Here is a 20,123-nt window from a genome sequence, read left to right as displayed (position 1 = left end):
TTCTCCCTCTTTGCCGCACATTTTACCGTAAATTATTTTTAAATGGCTCTCTTCAAATCGTGTGGGTAATCTCAATTTCCCCGCCATCAGATAGATCATGGTATTTCTGTATTTTTCCGTTTTGAGACCATAAGATCTTTTAAAGGCAGTTTTAATTTTATTGTTCAATCCCTCTGCAACCCCATTGTTTAGACAGTTCTTGATTGCTTCAAGAATTCCCTGAGAGTGTTTTTTGATTGCTTTTGACACTGAAATTATCTCCGGAATATTGCTATGTGTTCCCCAAAAATGCCATTTATCGAGATACTCCCTTGCTATTGATATCTCTTTTATTGTCCACAATCTTTGAAGAGCCAATCTAAACTGGTATGCTTTAGCAGTTTTTGTATCAAGGTTCTTGATTGAATCCATGATAACATTTTCTTTCTCTGACAATCTATCAGGGTTCTTTAACCACATGAACCTGGTATTCTTAAGAACATGGTTTTCTTTTGATTCAGTTCTTCTAACTCTATTAACTGAATCATTCATCATCCTGATCACATGGAACTTATCAAAAACAATAGTAGCTTTTGGGAAATATTCCCTGGCTCCACTTTTAAATGCCGGATACATATCCATAGATATGCATTGGATCTGTTCATGATCCACCTTGTTAGAGATCTCTGTCCTTAATTTTTCGAAAATATCCTTTCCTTTTCCATTTTCAATGTGTATGACTCTTGCTTCATCCATATCATAGAACAAAGTGACGTAGTTGTGACCTTTTTTTACAGCGATTTCGTCTACTCCAATTGTTTTAAGATCTGATATATCCCTTTCCTCTTTTGCTTTGTCTACATAATGACTAAGTATTCTCCAGACAGAATCCTCATGAATACTTACAGTATCAACTACTGAAGCTACTGACATTTCTTTGCACATGGTAACGATCAATGCTTCAAAGAACAGGGTGAATCCAGTGTTCTGTCTGGTCCATGGAAGATCAATTAACTTCACACCATGTCAATTACACTTTATTCTAGGAACCTTTGCATGAAGATAGGTTTCGTAATGAAAGAAATCCAGGTGTCTCCATACTCTTTCTTTTGTATCATGAAGAGGGCACAATTCATTACATACAGGACAGAGGAATTTGCTTCCTTTTATAAAATCAAGGTAAATATCCATCTTTTTCTAGAAGTATCGAGATTTAGTTCTTTTACAAACCAGGGAGATTTATTCCCAGAGCAAGTTGAATGAGATATTTGTCTTCCATTAAAAAGGGTTTAGATGAAATAACATATTAACTTACCCACTCAATGTTGTGGAGATCCTTAATTAATAAGTTTAAAATGAAGCCATGAGGACTTTTAAATAATAAGCCAAGTATTTGTATCTTGTTAATATGCAATATGCTTATACATTTTCAGGAAATTATAGTACATGAATGTCAAATTATTATCTAAATACTGGAAAAATCATGAACTTACCTATATCTTATTTATGCTCTTAAGTACAAGAATAATGTTGAGCGTAATCGGAGTGATGTCTCGCAAAGTTTTCATGTTACTTGGTGTTACTTGGTACGAGTCAATTGGTATAAGTCAGTCTTATTGGACAGGTAACATCTGGCTAGACATATGGGGAGTTTGGGATGCTGGCTGGTATATGACTATTTCTCAAAATGGTTATACTGCTGGGCCTTTTGAACAATTGATTTTAGAGCAGACAAATATTGCTTTTTTTCCCTTATATCCCTTACTAATGAGGTTCTTTGGTTATATTTTAGGAAATCATTATATTGCAGGATTAATTATATCAAATATTTGTTTATTCATATCTTGCATTTATTTGTACAAGTTAGTAAAACTTGATTTCGATAAATATACTGCCAGTAAATCGGTAAAATATCTGCTTTTTTTCCCAACTTCGTTTATCCTTTCAGGTGTATTCTCTGAGTCATTATATCTTGCCCTTACTGTGATTTGCTTCTATTATGCAAGGACAGGTAAATGGCAAACGGTTGGAATAATAGGTTTCTTCTTAGCTCTAACAAGGTCTACTGGTGTTCTTGTTGTTTTGCCTTTACTTTATGAAGGTATAGTGCCATTGCTAAATGAAAACAAGAATTTAAGAAGCATTAAATTCTCTAGGAAAGAAATAAGTCCTCTTTTTTATCTTTTATTGATTCCACTAGGTCTAATTTTTTTCATGATATTTAACTATTATTTAACTGGAGACTTTATGGCTTTTGCACATGCTCAGTTGGCATGGGATCGTCATCTTACAAATCCTCTATATGTTCTTATCACCGGTTATAAAAGTAGTGTTTACACAGCCTTTGAGGCCATCTTCACCTTGCTATTTAGTTTTATCATTCTACTGTCTTACAGGAAGATCAGATTTTCTTATTGGTTATTTTGTATGTATTCTATTTTCATCCCACTTTCTACGGGAATCATGTCTATGCCCCGATTTATTTCAGTCATTTTTCCAATTTACATACTTTTTGCTGGCATTACTAAAAACCGTCTTTTAGAAGACCTTATTACGATGTCCTTTGTTCTTCTGCAAGGTTCTTTGATGGTTTTCTGGGCTAACAATATTTGTCTGGTGGTATAGGAAAAAGCTTTGTAATCTCTGGTTAATTTTTCTCCCTTCTGAAGAAAGTACTAAATAGGAATAAATAAGACAGTAACTTACATTACTTTATTGCTCTGTCATTATTTCTATCAAATCCAGGTACTTCTTCTCAATGTTTTCCCAGCTATAATTCATATCCACAAATTCCCTGCCCCTATTGCCAAGCTGATCTCTTAGATTTTCATCAGCAAGCAACAAATTAAGGCATTCACTGAACTCTTCGTAATTCTCATACCAAAGACCTCCATTGCTTCGGATACATTGTCCCTTCAGCACTTCACACTGTCCATTTACCAGCACAGGTTTTTTGCAAAGCCATGCTTCAAGTAGTACTATGGATAAACTCTCGTATTTTGATGGCATTATAAGCACATCGCAATTTTTAAGGGTGTTGTATTTTTCCTCTTCAGAAACAAAACCTAAGTATGCAATGTCTGGGTGAGACGGTATTTTCATAATAGCTTTTCCCAAAACTACAAGTTTAATGGGAGAATGACTCTCTTCTTTGTATTTTTTGAAAAATCCAAATAATTCTCCACATCCTTTAGATTCGTCAATTCTGCCGATATAGGTTATGAAATTCTCTTTAATGCTCATCTTGGAATTATTGTTTTCCAGATATTCAGAAAGAGATACTCCGGAACCAGCCACATCATAGGGGATGTTTCCATTCTGGAATTTTCGTAACACAAAATCCTTTTCTTCCTTTGTGTTGTACATGATTGCCCTGGGTTTATGAAACAAGTCATTAAAAATAGAAAGATAAATGGGTGGTTCATCATGTGCAGCAGGAACCAGAATCGCTTTATCAGCAACAAGTGGGAGCCCAAAGAAGGTTGTACAATACAGATATGTGAAAAAAAAGAAATAATCATAAATATCTTTTTTCTCTTCGATATACTGGAAAAGTTTAGAGGAGTAAGGACCTTGCAGTTTCATCCATTCGATTTCTTCGTCGATAGAATGCTCTTTGCATAATACTTTTTCAGAACATTTATTAAAGCGTTTTGTTTCTCTTGGGAAATCTACTGGGAATCTTTTGACATATACACCATTTATGCATGATTCTCCGGGTTCATACTCATTTTTCCATGTGACGTAATCAATTGCACATGTAGTAATTACATCTATGTCACAATATTTTGAAAGGTGCTCTGCCACATCCCTGCAAAGGAATTCCGCACCTCCATTTATCTCAAGTCCATATCTTTGGACAACAAATGCTATCTTATAAGATTTTCTTATCTGATCATTATTCTTATTTTGATCTTGTGTTTCTTCAGGTAAAAGAACATTTGAATCATGGCCAATTCTCTTTACCATTTGTGGATCACCTTATTTAGCTGATCTTTAAAGAGGGCCATTGTTTTTTCATAACTGAAGTCCTTTATTCTGATATTCTGTCTTCTTATTATTTTGTCCCGGAAATTATCATCTGTAATTACTAAGTCGATCATTTCAGCTATTTCCGGATAGCATTTTTTGTTTACTAAAATACCAGCTCCACCCATTGTATATGGCACAGCCGTTGAGTTATAGGCAATGATGGGAATACCAAAATGCATACTTTCTATCAAAGGTACACTAAAACCTTCATGTTCACTCATACAGAGAAATACATCAGCAAGCATGTAATAAGAAATAAGGTCTGCAAAATCAACCATTCCTATTATATGTATATCTTTTATTTTCAGTCCTTTGATTAAATTCTGCAACTGTTCATAGTAAACTTCGCATCCGTTGAACCCGCCAACTAAAAAGAGCCTTGAACGTGGATTAATGGCCTTATAATAGTAGAAGCATTTGATGATATCTTCTTGTTTTTTATTTGGAGCTATTCTCCCTACAAAGAGAATATTCGTCCAGCCATCATTATATTTTGTTATCAATCCTTGGTTATATTTATCATATTTTGAGAGATCAATGATCAAAGGTAATACTTCTGTTTCACGATATCCCATTTTTTCCAGTTCTAAACGATTATATTCTGATACTCCAAGGGCTATATCTATTTTATCAGCAAGCAATTTAAGCTCATCTCTTCCTGCTCCTAAAGCCATTGCAAGGTTATCATTTATATTATAGAAAAAATGAGGAGGAGTAACATTATGATATATCATTATCTTTTTATCGGGAGCTTTCATTACATATTTTGAAACCTCTGACCCTATGGAAAAATGATAAATCAGAATGTTATTTTTAGAAGATCTCTTTTCGTGATCCAGATAAAAACTTGCACAATCAATTGATTTATGTACATTTTGTGCATATATTTCAGATTCATATCCCCAACCCCTTAGAATATCCCTTATTAGTAATACTTCATTTCCAATTGCATCCCCAGAAGATATTGTTGGTAATATTTGATGAATCTCCATTTTAGACCACACCTAATAGGTTTTTATATCCCCTTATAACTGTTTCCCAGCTATAGTTCCCGATCACATATTTCTTTCCATTCTGTGCCATCAGATCTCTCTTGGTGGGATGTGTCAGGAAATATTTAACACATTCTTCGAATTCATCATAGTCCCCAAAATAGAGTCCGCCATTACTTTTTATACAGTGATCTTTAGTCACTTCGCAGCCTGCATGCACTAAAACAGGTGTACCACAGAGCCATGCTTCCATAATTACAATAGAGAAGCTTTCATTAAGTGATGGCATGCAGAACAAGGTTGCAGCCGCATAAGCATCGAATTTATCCTGAGGTGGAACAAATCCCAGATCAATGACATCATGCTGATGCCCTTTAGGAATATCAATTTCCCCTTTGCCTATAAGTATCAGTTTCAGTTCGCCACCATATGACTCTTTGTATCTGGTAAAGTATTCAAGAAGCATAGATACATTTTTCCCCGAGTCTCTTCTTCCTGCATACAGGAGGAAATCGTCCTTTAGATCATATTTTTCTCGAAACCTCTGGCCATTATGCGAAATATCTGTATTCATTCCTGCACCCAGAACGAGTTGATGCCCTTTGATATCATAGATTTGATTTGCAAGTTCTTTCTCGGGCTCAGAATTGTATATTACTGCTTTGACATCTTTGAACATATCTTTGAAGATGTCCATATATGCATAGCTTTCATCATGCAAGCAGGGTATCAATATCGATTTATGAGGATATATTTGTGAGCCATAGTAAGTGGTTCCAAACATATATGGGATAAAGAAGAAATAATCATATTCATTACCATGATCTCTTATGTATGAGTATAGATTATCGCTGTTTATCATATTCTCCATATAGATCTGCTCTTCTATTGGAGAGATACTGCAATTATTCATTAGTTTGAAATTTACCTGGTCAAATTTGTTAGTATCCCTTTTACGAACAATGAAACGCCTTACGGTTATGCCGTTTTCTATGTATGTTCCTTCCTTGTAGTAATCTGTATTCCAGTCACTTAAAAACTGTTTCACACAGGTGGTGAGTATTTCAACATCCACTCCACTCTTTTGTAGGTTTTCGGCAGTGAGTCTGCACTCTGCCTCAGCACCGCCGGGAATGTCTCCATACCATGGTATAACAAACGCTATTTTCATTTTATCAGTCAAGGATTTGCACACTGCCAACATATAATATTTAGATTAGATTATTTCTTTCCAATCATCGCGTAATCCTGTGCCCCGTAAAGAGTATTATTTAGCATTTCTATGTTCCGGTTGTAAACATCAACCTGATGTCTTTCTATATCTGTAACTCCCTCATTTGGCACAAGCTTCTGAAGTCTCATGGTTTCTGGTAGCGGTGATGAAAATACAGGTCTGACTTCTCTAAAACCTGTGGACTCTAACAGGAATTTCAATGTTTCCGGATGAACAGGCTTGATGTGGGTAAGATCAATATAGAAATTTGCAAACGAGGAGAATGATAATGGATTCACTGTCTCTGCTATAAGATAAAATCCATATTTCATCTTTTGGAAGCACAGTTTCAGTAATCTGACAAGATATGCAGGCTCAAGGTGTTCAACCACCTGGTCTATAAATATACCATCGAGACTTGCATCTTCTAGTTTTTCCAAATAATCAAATGCATCCTCTAGTTCCACTTCAAGACCCTTTGAACGACAGAAATCTACCATTGTTTCATCAAGATCCACTCCACAGGCACCTATTCCGTGTTTATGCATAGTTTCAAGGAATTCTCCTCTACCACAGCCAATGTCAAGTACATTTTTACACCCTTCAAAATAGCTGAGAAAAGCAGTTTGTCGTTGAGCAATTTCCTCTCTGGCCCCACGGAACTTTTCCTCGAAAACAAAGTAATTCACCCCAGTATCCACGTGAGGTGGCTGTAAAAATATCTCCGTCTGTGAGATTCCACGTGAATTCTTTTCATCAAGCAAATTACTAAGCCATGCTTTTGTCCTGATATCATCACTCATTGCCAAAACAAGTGAATGAATTCTCTCTTCGTTTTCTTCCCTGATTTCATTCTTCAACTGGGAAAGAAGTGTGTTTACATCATTTCGGACCTGCTCGGCCATTTCATACATTTTTCTGTTGACTGCTACCTCATCACTGATCTGTTGTTTCAGGGCACGCAACCTGTCTTCGACCTCAAATAGTCGTTCATCGGTTTCTTTATCTAATTGTAAGAGTTTCTCATTCGTCTCTTTAAGTTGCAGTTTCAGGCTCTTGGATTCAAAACAGGATTGCTTTGCTTCTTCACTTTCAAAACCAATTTCATTTTCGATCAATGAAAGCCGATTAGCTGTATTAGTAAGCACTTTAGAAGCATTTTGGTTGAATTCAATCTGCTTAAAGATCATCGGGTCCACATATCTTCGTACTTCCCCATGTACGACTTCTCTGCCTTTGACGAGTACTTTTCCTACAACAGGACGATGGGAACTAATAACATAGCTGTTATTCTGAATATCACAGTTTCTATTCAGGGCAGCAAGGTCATCAGCAACCTCTCCTTTTATTTCTCCCATTGAAATCTTTTGATTTGAGATCAGCTGTTTGTTGGCTTCTTCAAGTGGGGGCGGATAGGTCCCTTGTTCTTTCCGCTTAATGATGTTTTCACGGATCATTCTCATGATTTCTTCAACATTCACTTCTTCATCATTGATCTCAAAAGTATTCATAAATGTAATTCCCACCATTATATTATCCATTTACAAGGCACATCGAATAGGCCTGCATCCCTGCTTGTCGGGATCACATCAAAATGGTATAGTTTATCATGCCAGTCATAAGGATTATGTGTACGACTATGTATAGCTACAGTTAATAGAAATCTTCCGGAGAGCATAGAGATGCTCTCTATCTTAAGGTCTATATGGCCTTTACCTTCAATAGAATCGATCGTTATGTTTCTAAGTTCCGTATTCGTACCATAAAGATTCTCTCCTTTTTCAGAATACAGAGCAATACCAAAAATAGGGTCAAGAACTTTTTCATGAGCATGATAAAAGATCCTTATGGTCATTGTATCAAAGGAATTGAACCTGTTACTTACATTACCGAACTTATCGTAGAATTCTACTTTTTCTATCTCTATCTTTTGGTCTCCCCATCGGGAGTTGTTAACGATACTTGTATCTTCTATTTGGGTTCCAGGATTGTTTTCAACAGCAGTAGCAGCAGGTTCTTGAATGTTTTTATCTTGTTCCCCATAAACGTACTTATCTATTACTTCACCCGTTTCACCTAATGCAACTTGCTGCCCCTTATGCAGTAGCAAAGTCCTGTCACAGAACCTTCTGACAGAACCAAGGTCATGTGAAACAAATACGATCGTTACTCCTTGTTTGCGATAATTGTTCAGGACATCCAGGCATTTCTGTTGGAAATCCATATCGCCTACCGCGAGTACCTCATCCATCAGCAATATCTCTGGATCTGTCTGGATCGCAGTGGAAAAAGCAAGTCTTACCTGCATTCCGGAAGAAAAGTTCTTTAATTTAGCATCCCTGAATTTCTCCAGCCCCGCAAATTCTAAAATGTCATCTGTTCTTGACTTGATATCGTGCTTTGACATTCCCATTATAGTACCATAGGTTTTTATGTTCTCTACGGCTGTCATATCGGGTTGAAATCCCACGCCAAGCTCAAGGAAAGGTGTAACTTTCTTGCGGATACGCACATCACCTGCTGAAGGATACAAGATACCTGCAATTATCTTCAGGAGAGTGCTTTTACCGCTTCCGTTCTCTCCAATAATTCCAAAGAATTCACCTTCTTTAACATCGAAATTAATGTCCTGCAAAGCATTGAACACTTCATATGATTCAGGCTTGAATACACCAGTAAGAGCCTCGAAAAGTGTAGTTCTTTTTTCATGTGGGATGCGGAAAGATTTCTCCAGTTTCTCAACTTCGATCACTGACATTTAAATCTCCTCCGCAAATCGAGTTTCTATCTTATTGAATATAGCATACCCTATGAACAGAATAATTATCGATGCAACACCCATGAATATCAGATCGTTTGTTTGTGCAGATGCTGAATAGATTATTGTCTGTCGTGCAGCAACAATTACTCTTGCAACCGGATTGAGAAGTACGATCGCACGTAAATTCTCCGGGAATATATCAACGGCATACATTATAGGTGTTGCAAAATAGCCTGCCTGCAAAAGTACAGCCCAGATAAATTGCACATCCCGGTAAAGCACATTAAGAGCTGCTAAGGCCAAAGAAAGACCGATGGAAAGGATCAAAAGGCAAATCAAAATGATAGGGGCTTCAAGTATGTACACAGAGAGAGACACTTTAAAATAGATCATGTATATTATGAAAACCAGTGACTCGAACACGCTCATGAGCAATGCGGTTATGCACGCTGAGATCACAAATATATCCCTGGGGAAATATACTTTTTTAATGAGGCTTGCTTTCCCAACAATGCAGTTCATTCCTATGCTGGTTGCTCTGCTTAGGAAATTCCAGATAATAATACCCAATAAAAGGAAAAGCTGGTAATTTTCTATCTGCATTTTCATAAGGTGTGAAAACACATAATAAAGGACCGTAAGCATTAGCAGAGGTTCTAGCAAAGACCAGAAATATCCTAAAATAGAGTTCTTATACCTTAGTTTGAACTCGCTCCAAGCTAATTGCCATATCAGTTGTCTGTAAGCATACAGGTTTGCAAGATGTTTGACCGACATTTTCCATCCATTACGCAGCTTCTAAGAATAATTCGCTACTTACTGCTTGATTTAAAAATCTGTCAATAGGTGACACTTTCATTATATAAAGTTTTGGTCCACTTAGTTAATGGTTATAAGAGATATATTCTTTCCTCTTAATGTTACCTTAACGTCTTTTTTGCTCTTTCTTTTAGTTCGTGCACTTTTTGGTCGTCGGGTTTCAGTCTGAGGGCTTCATCGTATGCACCAACAGCTCCTTTGATATCTCCCAGTCTATATAATGCAGTGCCTTTGTTTTTCCATACTACGCTCTGGTTGGCACCCAGATTAAGAAGCCTGTTGAAGCATGTAAGTGCAGCCTGATTCTGACCAAGATTCAAGCAGGTTATACCCTTGTTCAGAAGTGCGCTGGGATTGTCTGGATCAAGTTGTAAAGCAGCTTCAAAGCATTCATACGCCTGTTCATGATCTTTTTTATCTTTCCCTGCCAAGATGCCGGCCTTTATCCATTCGGCTGCTGTGCTTGTCTGCCTCTGGCGAAGTTTTCTCCGAGCTCGGTTAAGAGCATTAATCGGATCAAATCTCTGCTCCACTTTCTCTTTGTTCTCAGGGATATCAATAACACTCTTTTCCCGCTTTTTCATCTCGCCAGCGGTCTTTTTCTTCTGAGGGATATAGTCGGGTTTTCCGAGAACTTTGTGAAGTATAATTATGGCAGCATCCTTGTCCAGCGGATTGTTATTGTTGCCACATTTTGGAGATTGTATACAGGAAGGGCAGCCTTCACTACAAGGGCAGCTTTCAATTGACCTCAAAGTGACCTCAAGCATTTCACCGATCTTGTCATATCCGCTTTCAGCGTAACCAACACCTCCCTGGTGTCCGTCATATACGAATATGCCGCTGTTGCCTCCCAGGTCAGTGTGTTCTGGTGTGGAAAGTCCTCCCACATCATTGCGGTCGGCGAGCAGGTGTAAAGGATACATTGCTATCATGGCATGTTCGATAGCATGAATCCCACCAGCAAAATCTCTATCATATACTGCAACCGATCCCATCATTCTTCCGGGCAGTTCAAGCCAGAGGGCTTCGGTTTCAAGAGTGAATTTTGGCATTTTCAGTTCAGATTGTCCAAGTTCCTTATCTGTGCGCTGCTGCAACTTCTTGTACCCTGTTACTTGCTGTGTCACATCCACGCTTCCAAAACCGACCTTTACATCTGGGCAGGTTTCCAGCGCTTTAGTTTCAATAACATCTCTTATTAAAACGTCTGAGGATACCATTGATCTTGTATAGTATTCATCCTGAGTGTGTTCTACGTGTATTTGCCTTTTTTCATGGTCCAGTGAAGTGACAACATAGGCTGTTCCTTTGTTAATATATACTGCACCTTCAAACGCTTCCCTGTATGCCTGCAGCCTGCTAAGAGAGTTCTCCAGAGGTCTTTTGGAAGCCTTGTCAATAATAGTATAAGCATCACTGTCAATATCCCGTATGGATACATGCATGTGAGCATTTGTATCAAGTGACCTCTTTTCAGAAGTACCTTCCAGTAATCCTTCTTCTTCAAGCACTGTTATTATACGGCTGAACTCGCTTCCAAAATACTGTACATCTTCTTCTCTCAAAGGGATCTCCCTGGCGGCACACAGCAAATGGCCTGCCTGAATGTAACGGTTAGAAACATTGATCACAGCTTCTTCACACTGTCTTCTGAAAAAGTCTCGTGGGTTTCGCATGTAATATTGGTCAAGAGCATTAGGATCTGCAACAAGCGCTACTATACTTTCAGCAAATCCGCGCCCTGCCCTTCCTGCCTGCTGCCTTGCACTCATTATTGTTCCTGGAAAACCATCCATAATACAGGCATCAAGTCCTCCAATGTCGATACCTAATTCAAGGGCATTGGTGGAAATAACTCCTGCAATTTCTCCATTGGACAGACCCTTCTCGATTACCTCACGCTCGTTCCCGTGGTAACCGCCTCTGTACGGACTTATCTTTTTTTCAACACCTCTGTGAGCAAGAGTGTTCTTTGATTCAATATACATCCTTTCCACTTTCTGTCTTGATCTTGCAAAGGCGATTGTCTGGAAGCCGCTCTGGACAAATGTTGTGAAAATATCTACAGTTTCTCCAAAACTGGCTTTTCTCATGGTGAAATTACCATATTTCAGGTACAATGGGGGATTCCAGAAAACGAATTTCTGCAGTCCTCTGCCGGAGCTGTCGTTGTCTATTAGCACCACATCTTTGCCTATTAAAGCAGAAGTATGTTGAACAGGGTTACCGATTGTGGCTGTGCAGCAGATGTATTGCGGATGTGCACCATAATGATCGCATACCCTGTTCAGTCTTCTGAGAAGATTTGCCATGTGGCTGCCCATTACACCGCTGTATGTATGGCTTTCATCAAGGACGATGTACCTGAGATTTGAAAGAAAACGTTTCCATTGGTGCTTCCACTGCAGAAAGCTTAGATGAAGCATATCAGGATTGGTGAAAACTATCCTTGGGTTGTTGTATTTGACAGCATCCTTTTCATCTTTAGGCATACTTCCAATGAACCTGTTTATGTTGATGTCCAATCCCATAAGCTGACTGAAATTCCTGAAAGTTTGGAGCTGGTCATTTACCAGTGCATTCAGGGGTGAGATGTAAAGCGCGGTTGCTGAAGGATCTTCCATAATGGTCTCAAATATGGGGAGCATGTAGCAGAGGGATTTTCCGCTGGCGGTGCTGGTAGACAGCACTATATTTTTTCTTTCCCTGGATTTCTCCACAGCTTCTGCCTGATGCATATACAGCTGTTTTATTCCCATTTCACCTAAAGCGTAATTGAGAAGTGGTTTTAGCTCAGCAGAGCTATAAACGGGCTCCTTTGCAGGTATGTCTTCAATGTGCATTATCTGGCCTTCGTATTTTCTTGAAGACTTTAGTTTGTTTACCAATTCAGAAACATCCATCGTAAGACAGCCCCATAATTTACAAAAAGGAGAATTTGAATGGAAGGCTAAACGTCTTTTTTGATAAAACATTTTCCGTTTATGTCTTTCCATACTTGTTAAGAATTCATGAGTACTACACTTTTCAAGAAATTATTAAATATACACTTCTTTTATACTTTTGTAAGTATGAAGTTCCAGTTCTATTGATAATGTTAATTTCCCATTTCTCTTCAAAATATCTGTTTAATGTAGCAATAACTATACCTTAACAGTACTTCTTTCTCCAATCTAGAAGCAAATGAGACTAATTGAAGCAACAGATCCATTAACAGTGTCAAGGAATATAAAGTGAATGATTAATTGTTGACATCTATAATGATAACGTCAATTAATAATCAAACTCTACATTGAAGCTCGATTATTAATGGTCTTGCTATATTTAGTTGGATATTTTGCTTCATATTAAAAATAATGTTGTATATTAGTTTAGTGTATAAATTTATATAGCTATACCGGAATATTTTTATTGAGAAATATAGTATATCAAACATAGAAAATAAATTGCAGGAATAACTCTTGAAATACTGTAAGTTATTTTATAATAATTACAAATAAAATCGAATTGGAGGTGTATAGGTGGTTAATAACGATAATGAAGCTCCTTTGGAGATAGAGCAGAAACCAGCTATAAACCAAAGCGAGATCTTTTCAGTTCTGCAAAATGAACGTAGAAGGATGATGTTGGAAATCCTTCACAAGGATGGACCCAAAAGCCTCCGTGATATATCAGAAACCATAGCAAGGATTGAATCTAATTCCAATGAGCCTGTGAGCAACGTGCGCAAAAGCATATATGTCTCTATGTTGCAAACCCATGTACCAAAAATGGAGAACATGGGTATAATTGCATATAACAGAGACAGTGATAGATTAGAATTGACTCCTGCCGCAGAAGGGGTTACTTTGTATCTGGAAACAGTGAAAAAAGGGGATATCCCCTGGAGCCATTTTTACCTGGGTTTCAGTATAGTTGCAGTTATGGGCACTATTTCCATAGCTTTTAATTTTGTAAAGTGGATCTACAGTATTTACTGGCTGGTTTTTACCAATGTGATCTTCCTTGGAGCTTCCATTGTCCATGTGAATAGAATGAAACATTACAAGAAAAAATAAACCATTACCCTTGTTAATGAGTTATTGAAAACATTGGATTACTAGTTCTATTGATATTGGTAATCACTCATTTCTCAAAACTTATGGGTTAAATATAGACTCTTGCTACATTATCATCTCACATTTAGTTCTGTTCGCTAATATTATGTTAGTCTTCTATTGTTATATCATTAAACAACTAAAAGATAATATAACATTACTTCTGTTAATGAGCTATTTAGAGTGCGAGAAATTACCCTGTCTTCTGATACCGGTAATCTATCATTTCTCCTGGTTTTTTGTGTTTAATGCGCCAATAACTATACCACAACAGTGCCTTTAGCGTGATAGGCGACTAACATACTCAACTAATATTATACTACTAAACAACTGTGAAAATTAGAGGTATAATTTAGATATGTATAGTGCAGGCACATGGGCATACTTTAGTGATGAGAAAACAACTGCTTCAAACACTCTTACAACAGGAACTCTTAAGATCAATCAGGAAATAACCTCAGAAGTAATCTTCGATAATGCAGGGATGATACTTCCAGGACATTCTTACACAGATCATCTAGTTGTACGCAACGCTGGAAACGTTCCGGGAAAACTTTATGCAAAGATAACTCCAGATTCTAGTGCCCTTAATGATAACTTAGATTTCACTGTTGACTCCTCAGTTATTGGTGAGTCTGCCTTGACTGACAGTTATATTTATGTTGATACTATAGGAGGGGGTCATGGTTCTACACTAACATTTAAATGCACACTTGATCCAGCTACAACAAATGCTCTACAGACCAGTACAACACACTTCACAGTTGATTTCATACTTATACAGGATGAGAAAGATCTAACTCCTTCAACACTCAATACAGGCAGTCAAGGACAAGGTCAAGGTCAAGGACAAGGACAAGGACAAGGTCAAGGTCAAGGTCAAGGACAAGGTCAAGGTCAAGGTCAAGGACAAGGTCAAGGTCAAGGTCAAGGACAAGGTCAAGGTCAAGGACAATAACGTATGAATCTATTTAGTAGAATAAGATAAACAAAAGGATAGGAGTTTTCTTATCCTTCTAATTTCCATTAATAGACATGAATATTACAGTTAGTGACATATTTTTAGTTTATGTAGTACTCATAATCGTGTTGCAGATTGTAACTTCATTGTTTTTTACTGAAATTTTTGATTTTATACTGGTATCAGGCACTAGTATGGAGCCTACAAAAGGATAATGAAAGGTTAATGAAAGGTGAATCACAATGAGGACAGCTGCAAAATTGATACTGTTGAGCCTCATGCTAATTACCATTGTCTCTATAGGAGGCACTTTTTCTTATTTAGGGGATACCACATCCACCTCCTCGAATACGCTACAAGCAGGTGTATGGGATACTAAGGAACAGCAACCATACTTCGCTCCAATGAGCATTCCAGATAATTCATTTTCTATTGACACTATGCTGTCTTCCAATAATACATCTACATATAAGACTGCAGGTAGCGGGGGCAGTTTAGGTTCTTCTCATCATTCAGATGCCGATGATACTATAGAGAATACAAATACTACAGTCGCAGGTAATACTACGGATTTCATAAATACCACAGTGGTTGGCAATATTACAGATACTTCTAATATTACAGCTGCTAACAACACTACTGCAAGCCTAAATATTACAGTCGTTGGCAATACTACTGATTTCATAAATACTACAGTTGTAGGCAACATAACGGAGACTACAAACACTACAGCGGGTGGGAACACTACTGATCCCACGGATAATCCAACGAATGGAAATACTACCAACCCCACAGATAATCCAACGAGTGGAAATACCACTGACCCCACAGATAATCCAACGAGTGGAAATACCACTGATCCTACAGATAATCCAACGAATGGAAATACTACCAACCCCACAGATAATCCAACGAGTGGAAATACCACTGACCCCACAGATAATCCAACGAGTGGAAATACCACTGATCCTACAGATAATCCAACGAATGGAAATACTACCAACCCCACAGATAATCCAACGAATGGAAATTCTACTGATCCCACAGATAATCCAGCAAGTGGGAATACCACTGATCCCACAGATAATCCAACGAGTGGAAATACCACTGACCCCACTGATAATCCAACTAATGGAAATACCACTGACCCCACAGATAATCTAACGAGTGGAAATACCACTGACCCTACAGATAAACCAGCTGCTGATTATACTTCTGATTCTCTGGAGAATCTAGCTTCTGACAACACAACTGATACTACTGATAGCCCAGCAACTGGAAATTCTACTGATACCTAAATGGTACAGATATTGATGAATCCTAGAGAATTATCTTTATAGTTTTTTAATTTCCAAGTGTATCTGTATCTTCAATGTTTGTCGGATTATTTATAGCAACTTATTTTTCTTTGTAGCTTCCGGTATGTGAGAATATCAAATATACGCACATATAAAACTCTTTTTCAAGATATGTCGTCTATACACTACTTCCAACAACTTGATATCCATTAAAATATAATATATAACTAGCTAGTATGAACAAGAAAATATTCTTGAGTATACTTACCATTTTCTCAATCGCATCTATGGCAAGTGCAGGTACGTGGGCGTACTTCAGCGATATAGAAACAAGCGGTTCAAACGCGCTTACAGCTGGAACTCTTAAACTGGAGATGCAAACAACAAAAACAATCACTGATAGTGGTGATGCATACCTAGTTCCTGGTCAATCAGTCTCCGGTTCAATACCAATAAAGAACGATGGGACTGTTACAGGCGATCTTTATATTAAAATGAGTTCTGAAAATAAAGATTGCATCAACTATTTCACAGCGACGACTCCAGTTGATGGATATGAACGTGAACTAGGTGATGAGTACATAAAAATAGGTACTCTTGGTGCTGGCGAAACTATTGATCTACCTATCGTGTATTCTATGGATAAAGATGTAACTGAAGGTCAAGGCACTGCAGCAAATTTTGTTTTTGATGTGCTCCTGATACAGCAAGGTGCACCAGCTCCCACACATACATAAACTATAATGATAGTCTAATTTGTGTATAGTGCTCCGAATACCTAAAATAGTACAGATGCTAATATATTTTCATGAAAAGCAAAGGAATGCTGTCAGCTGTTGTGTTTTTTTTCCTTTTGCTGATACTCTTACACTTCCTTATGCCGATTTTCAATGGTTCAGCACTTCCCCTGATTGTGCTCAGTGGCAGTATGCATCCTTTCATGCGAGTAGGAGATATTGTAATATCACAATCGGTCTCACCAGATGATCTTGTTATTGGAGATGTGATAACTTTCCACCCACCTACTGCAGAGGAAGATGTGTTTGTAACACATCGCATTATCTCCATAATCAGCGAAGATCCTTTGGTTTTTCAGACAAAAGGTGATGCTAACGAGGATCTGGATCCTTTCTTTGTTTCAGGAGATGCTGTTAAAGGTAAGATCGTTTTTGTAATTCCATATGCAGGATACTTGCCTCAAAATTCAAAGAACAAGACACTTTTTGTTCTCCTTATACTTTTGCCCGCCACGATACTCATACTTGACGAGATTAAGAACATAGTCCTGTATAGCAATCCGGTAAAGGCCCGCAAAGCAGAGAAAAGGAAAAGAAAACTGTCAAGACGCACCTCTTACACTGTTCAGAGCAAGTATCTAGTCTCTATAACATGTTTATGTTGCATATTATTCCTGCTGTTGCTTAGTCCTTATTTTGGTGCTAATGGCTGGTTCACCCTGCCAAATGAATATACAAAAAATAATCCAAACGAACTATCATCTGTGCTTGTACTGACAAGCGAGAATGGCATACAAAATCCTTTCTATCCAGGGTATAGTGTTATCTCCCCCTCTAATTCCACCACTATGGATCTTAAACAGGAAGCAAGAACCAGTGTTTCCTATGTGCCATACATTCTACCGGTTTTCTGGATAATTTCCCTTTCTCAATTACATCCTTTGATGCCTATGATTTCTATCTTTATTTTATATACAACGTTAATTCTCTTACTAACTTTACCTATATGGTATAGGAAAATAATCAAAAAGAAGAGACAAAATTATAGGCAGAGGTTGTATCGACTAAGGCGTTATCTTCATTTTGTCTGAACCAAACAGTATTAATAAATACCAATAAGATGCATTATCTGTAACTTATGTATATATTGGAGATGGAGGAAAAAGTTTGAAGGTTGAACTTCTTAAGTTACAGAACATAATTATTGAACAATATAAGCCCATAAACACGTTTCTTTCTATTGTAATTCTGTTATCAGTTATTTTGATGGCTTATTCTCTTTTCATACCTTCTTATGTTGAACAGGAATATGTAACCTCCTCATATTCCACTAAAGGGGTGTATACTTATACAGCCTATGTGAATGGTTCTAATCCATTATATCCTGTAGGCACTGTGCTTCCTCCTGATCAACCTGCATATTTCTACTCAGTGTCTCCAATCTTAAATATGGGATTTACTTTTGATATCGATGCGTCCGATTCGGCTGATGTAAGTGTAAGCAGAAAAACCATTATTCTGGCAACAGCAGAAAGTTATGAGCAAATACAGGAATCTATATTATGGCAGAAAGAATTTCCTGTTGTAAACGCAGGTGATGCGAGGCTTTCAAACGGTGACATAGCATCACATAATTTTTCTATAAATTTAGCACAGGTAGATGCTGTTGTCCAAGCCGTTAAGGATGACTTGCAGTACACCCAGGAAACAAATTTGACTATTATTACTTATGTTGATCTTGAAGGTAGCATCAACGGAAAGAATATAGACGAGGTTTTAGAGTACAGGGTGCCTCTCCTAACCACAGACTCTTACTACCAGGTAGCTAAAAAGCTTGAATCAAATAATACTGTGGATACTTACAGTACACAAACTATAAGGGATTCGCCTCATTTAGCAAGAATTGCCATTCTTTTATTATTGTTGATTGTCTCTGCTACTTGTTTATTTGTTTTAAGGAAATTAAGGTCAAGAGAACCAGTTGATCCATCTGAAATACTTCAGCTGGAAAAAATAGCTGACCTTGCAAAGTTTAACAGCTGGATAAGCCAAGGAGAAATACCTGTTGAACACAAAGACTTGATAGAGGTTAAGTTAACCTCACTTCAGGGGCTTGTGGATACAGCCTCGGAAATGGATATGAGAGTTATCCATGATGACAAAAAAGGCGTTTATTTCACTATCCATGATGGAGTTATATATACTTTCTATGAATCCGAGATGTAGTTTTTTTATTGTGGATGATATTTTACTCCGCAGATATCTTTAGTATATAATATTTAATGCCTTAGATAATTAAGAAATTATATATATAGACTACATCCAAAAAGTTCATATTTATTCACTGCCTGAACATATTGCAATAAGATTGTAATTTATCGATAATATTAATCTGATCAAGCAAGGGGAACAGATTGAAAAAAATCCATTATTTCACAATAAATAGTTGCTCTGTTGGTAGTATGTGTACTTTCTGTCTACTATGCGTGTTGTTCCTATGAAAATCCGTAATAAGACTTTGACTATTCTGGGAATAACTTTCTTTTGCCTGGTTTTATTATTGTTCGTTACTGCTGACCAGATTGTTGGCAATAGTTTTGGCGAATTGGAGCAAGAGGAAGTTACAAAGAATGTCGCAAGGGCAACCGCAGCAATAAATACACAATCTAAAAACCTTGCAATTATTGCAAGCGATTGGGGGCAGTGGGACGATACATATTATTTCTTACTTGGAGAATCGGAATATTATGTTACCAATAACCTTGATATTGATGCGATTGCTAACCTTCAGATAGATGCAATGCTTTTTTACGATATCAATGGTCAATTGTATCATATTGTCGGTGTTAATCATGATACTTATGAAAAAACAGATGTATCAATTGGGTTGTTGCAAACAATTGATTCCAATAAAAAACTATTTTCTAAACCACTAAATCTCAGTTATATGAGTGGTATGATTAATACACCAGAAGGACCTGCATTGATCGCGGCTAATCCCATAACAAAAAGCTTAGATGTCGATTCGGTTGCAGGTACAATTATTGTTGTACGATACATGGATCCCAATCTTATACGGGAAATTGAATGGGATACTCAATTAACGGCTTTGTAGAAATCCTCATTTGAGCAATACATATAACTTTGACATGCCTGTCAAGGTTATGTATCAATAACTTGATTTTAACCTCTTTTACTTGATTCCAGTAGTTTTTTGCCTTAATTTCTTCA

The 20,123-nt window shown here is 37.3% G+C and carries 15 protein-coding genes and 1 pseudogene; 8 read left to right on the top strand and 8 right to left on the bottom strand.

Features of this window, described 5'->3' with window-relative positions:
• Positions 1 to 57: 57 nt before the first annotated feature.
• Positions 58 to 1,258, bottom strand: a pseudogene (locus ACC612_RS10875) (ISL3 family transposase); the annotation flags it as partial.
• Between the two features lie 167 nt (positions 1,259 to 1,425).
• Here ACC612_RS10875 and ACC612_RS10870 point away from each other — a divergent pair.
• A complete protein-coding gene (locus tag ACC612_RS10870) occupies positions 1,426 to 2,604 on the top strand; it encodes a hypothetical protein (RefSeq protein WP_371854560.1) in 1,179 nt (392 codons plus the stop codon).
• An 87-nt stretch (positions 2,605 to 2,691) separates the two neighbouring features.
• Here ACC612_RS10870 and ACC612_RS10865 read toward each other — a convergent pair whose 3' ends face one another.
• From ACC612_RS10865 to ACC612_RS10835, 7 genes are all read right to left on the bottom strand, one after another.
• Positions 2,692 to 3,948: a glycosyltransferase family 4 protein gene (locus tag ACC612_RS10865; RefSeq protein WP_371854559.1), complete on the bottom strand. Its 1,257-nt coding sequence runs from the start codon at positions 3,946 to 3,948 to the stop codon at positions 2,692 to 2,694.
• Complete coding sequence (locus ACC612_RS10860; protein WP_371854558.1) at positions 3,942 to 5,003, bottom strand: glycosyltransferase; 1,062 nt, start codon at positions 5,001 to 5,003, stop codon at positions 3,942 to 3,944. The genes ACC612_RS10865 and ACC612_RS10860 overlap by 7 nt, the downstream gene beginning before the upstream one ends.
• Before the next feature lies 1 nt (position 5,004).
• Entirely contained in the window at positions 5,005 to 6,186 is a 1,182-nt protein-coding gene (locus ACC612_RS10855) for a glycosyltransferase family 4 protein (protein WP_371854557.1), read from the bottom strand.
• A gap of 38 nt (positions 6,187 to 6,224) precedes the next feature.
• Positions 6,225 to 7,757: a class I SAM-dependent methyltransferase gene (locus ACC612_RS10850; RefSeq protein ID WP_371854556.1), complete on the bottom strand. Its 1,533-nt coding sequence runs from the start codon at positions 7,755 to 7,757 to the stop codon at positions 6,225 to 6,227.
• Positions 7,745 to 8,974, bottom strand: coding sequence for an ABC transporter ATP-binding protein (locus ACC612_RS10845; protein ID WP_371854555.1), 1,230 nt, complete (start codon positions 8,972 to 8,974; stop codon positions 7,745 to 7,747). Before ACC612_RS10845 ends, ACC612_RS10850 begins: the two co-directional genes overlap by 13 nt.
• Positions 8,975 to 9,754 (bottom strand): ABC transporter permease, encoded by a 780-nt coding sequence (locus ACC612_RS10840; protein ID WP_371854554.1) that lies wholly within the window; start codon positions 9,752 to 9,754, stop codon positions 8,975 to 8,977. It lies immediately after the preceding gene.
• A gap of 143 nt (positions 9,755 to 9,897) precedes the next feature.
• The gene (locus ACC612_RS10835) at positions 9,898 to 12,702 is read right to left on the bottom strand and encodes a DEAD/DEAH box helicase (RefSeq protein WP_371854553.1); all 2,805 of its coding nucleotides are present in this window, start codon (positions 12,700 to 12,702) and stop codon (positions 9,898 to 9,900) included.
• Positions 12,703 to 13,320: 618 nt separating this feature from the next.
• On the opposite strand from ACC612_RS10835, the gene ACC612_RS10830 reads away from it, so the two are divergent.
• From ACC612_RS10830 to ACC612_RS10800, 7 genes are all read left to right on the top strand, one after another.
• On the top strand, positions 13,321 to 13,857 hold the full coding sequence (locus ACC612_RS10830; protein ID WP_371854552.1) for a hypothetical protein: 537 nt from the start codon (positions 13,321 to 13,323) through the stop codon (positions 13,855 to 13,857).
• A gap of 397 nt (positions 13,858 to 14,254) precedes the next feature.
• Positions 14,255 to 14,854: a TasA family protein gene (locus tag ACC612_RS10825; RefSeq protein ID WP_371854551.1), complete on the top strand. Its 600-nt coding sequence runs from the start codon at positions 14,255 to 14,257 to the stop codon at positions 14,852 to 14,854.
• 245 nt (positions 14,855 to 15,099) lie between these two features.
• The gene (locus ACC612_RS10820; RefSeq protein ID WP_371854549.1) at positions 15,100 to 16,155 is read left to right on the top strand and encodes a PKD domain-containing protein; all 1,056 of its coding nucleotides are present in this window, start codon (positions 15,100 to 15,102) and stop codon (positions 16,153 to 16,155) included.
• A 236-nt stretch (positions 16,156 to 16,391) separates the two neighbouring features.
• Positions 16,392 to 16,892 (top strand): TasA family protein, encoded by a 501-nt coding sequence (locus tag ACC612_RS10815; protein WP_371854548.1) that lies wholly within the window; start codon positions 16,392 to 16,394, stop codon positions 16,890 to 16,892.
• Positions 16,893 to 16,963: 71 nt separating this feature from the next.
• Positions 16,964 to 17,983 carry a signal peptidase I gene (locus ACC612_RS10810; RefSeq protein ID WP_371854547.1) on the top strand — a complete coding sequence of 340 codons (1,020 nt, stop codon included), beginning with the start codon at positions 16,964 to 16,966 and terminating at the stop codon, positions 17,981 to 17,983.
• Between the two features lie 76 nt (positions 17,984 to 18,059).
• A complete protein-coding gene (locus tag ACC612_RS10805; RefSeq protein ID WP_371854546.1) occupies positions 18,060 to 19,118 on the top strand; it encodes a DUF5305 family protein in 1,059 nt (352 codons plus the stop codon).
• A 271-nt stretch (positions 19,119 to 19,389) separates the two neighbouring features.
• Positions 19,390 to 20,007: a CHASE4 domain-containing protein gene (locus ACC612_RS10800; protein WP_371854544.1), complete on the top strand. Its 618-nt coding sequence runs from the start codon at positions 19,390 to 19,392 to the stop codon at positions 20,005 to 20,007.
• Positions 20,008 to 20,123 lie beyond the last annotated feature (116 nt).

Source organism: Methanomethylovorans sp. (assembly GCF_041447285.1).
Classification (GTDB): Archaea; Halobacteriota; Methanosarcinia; order Methanosarcinales; family Methanosarcinaceae; genus Methanomethylovorans.
The sequence above is the reverse complement of the archived record's forward strand: the minus strand, read 5'-3'. Positions and strand labels throughout refer to the sequence as shown.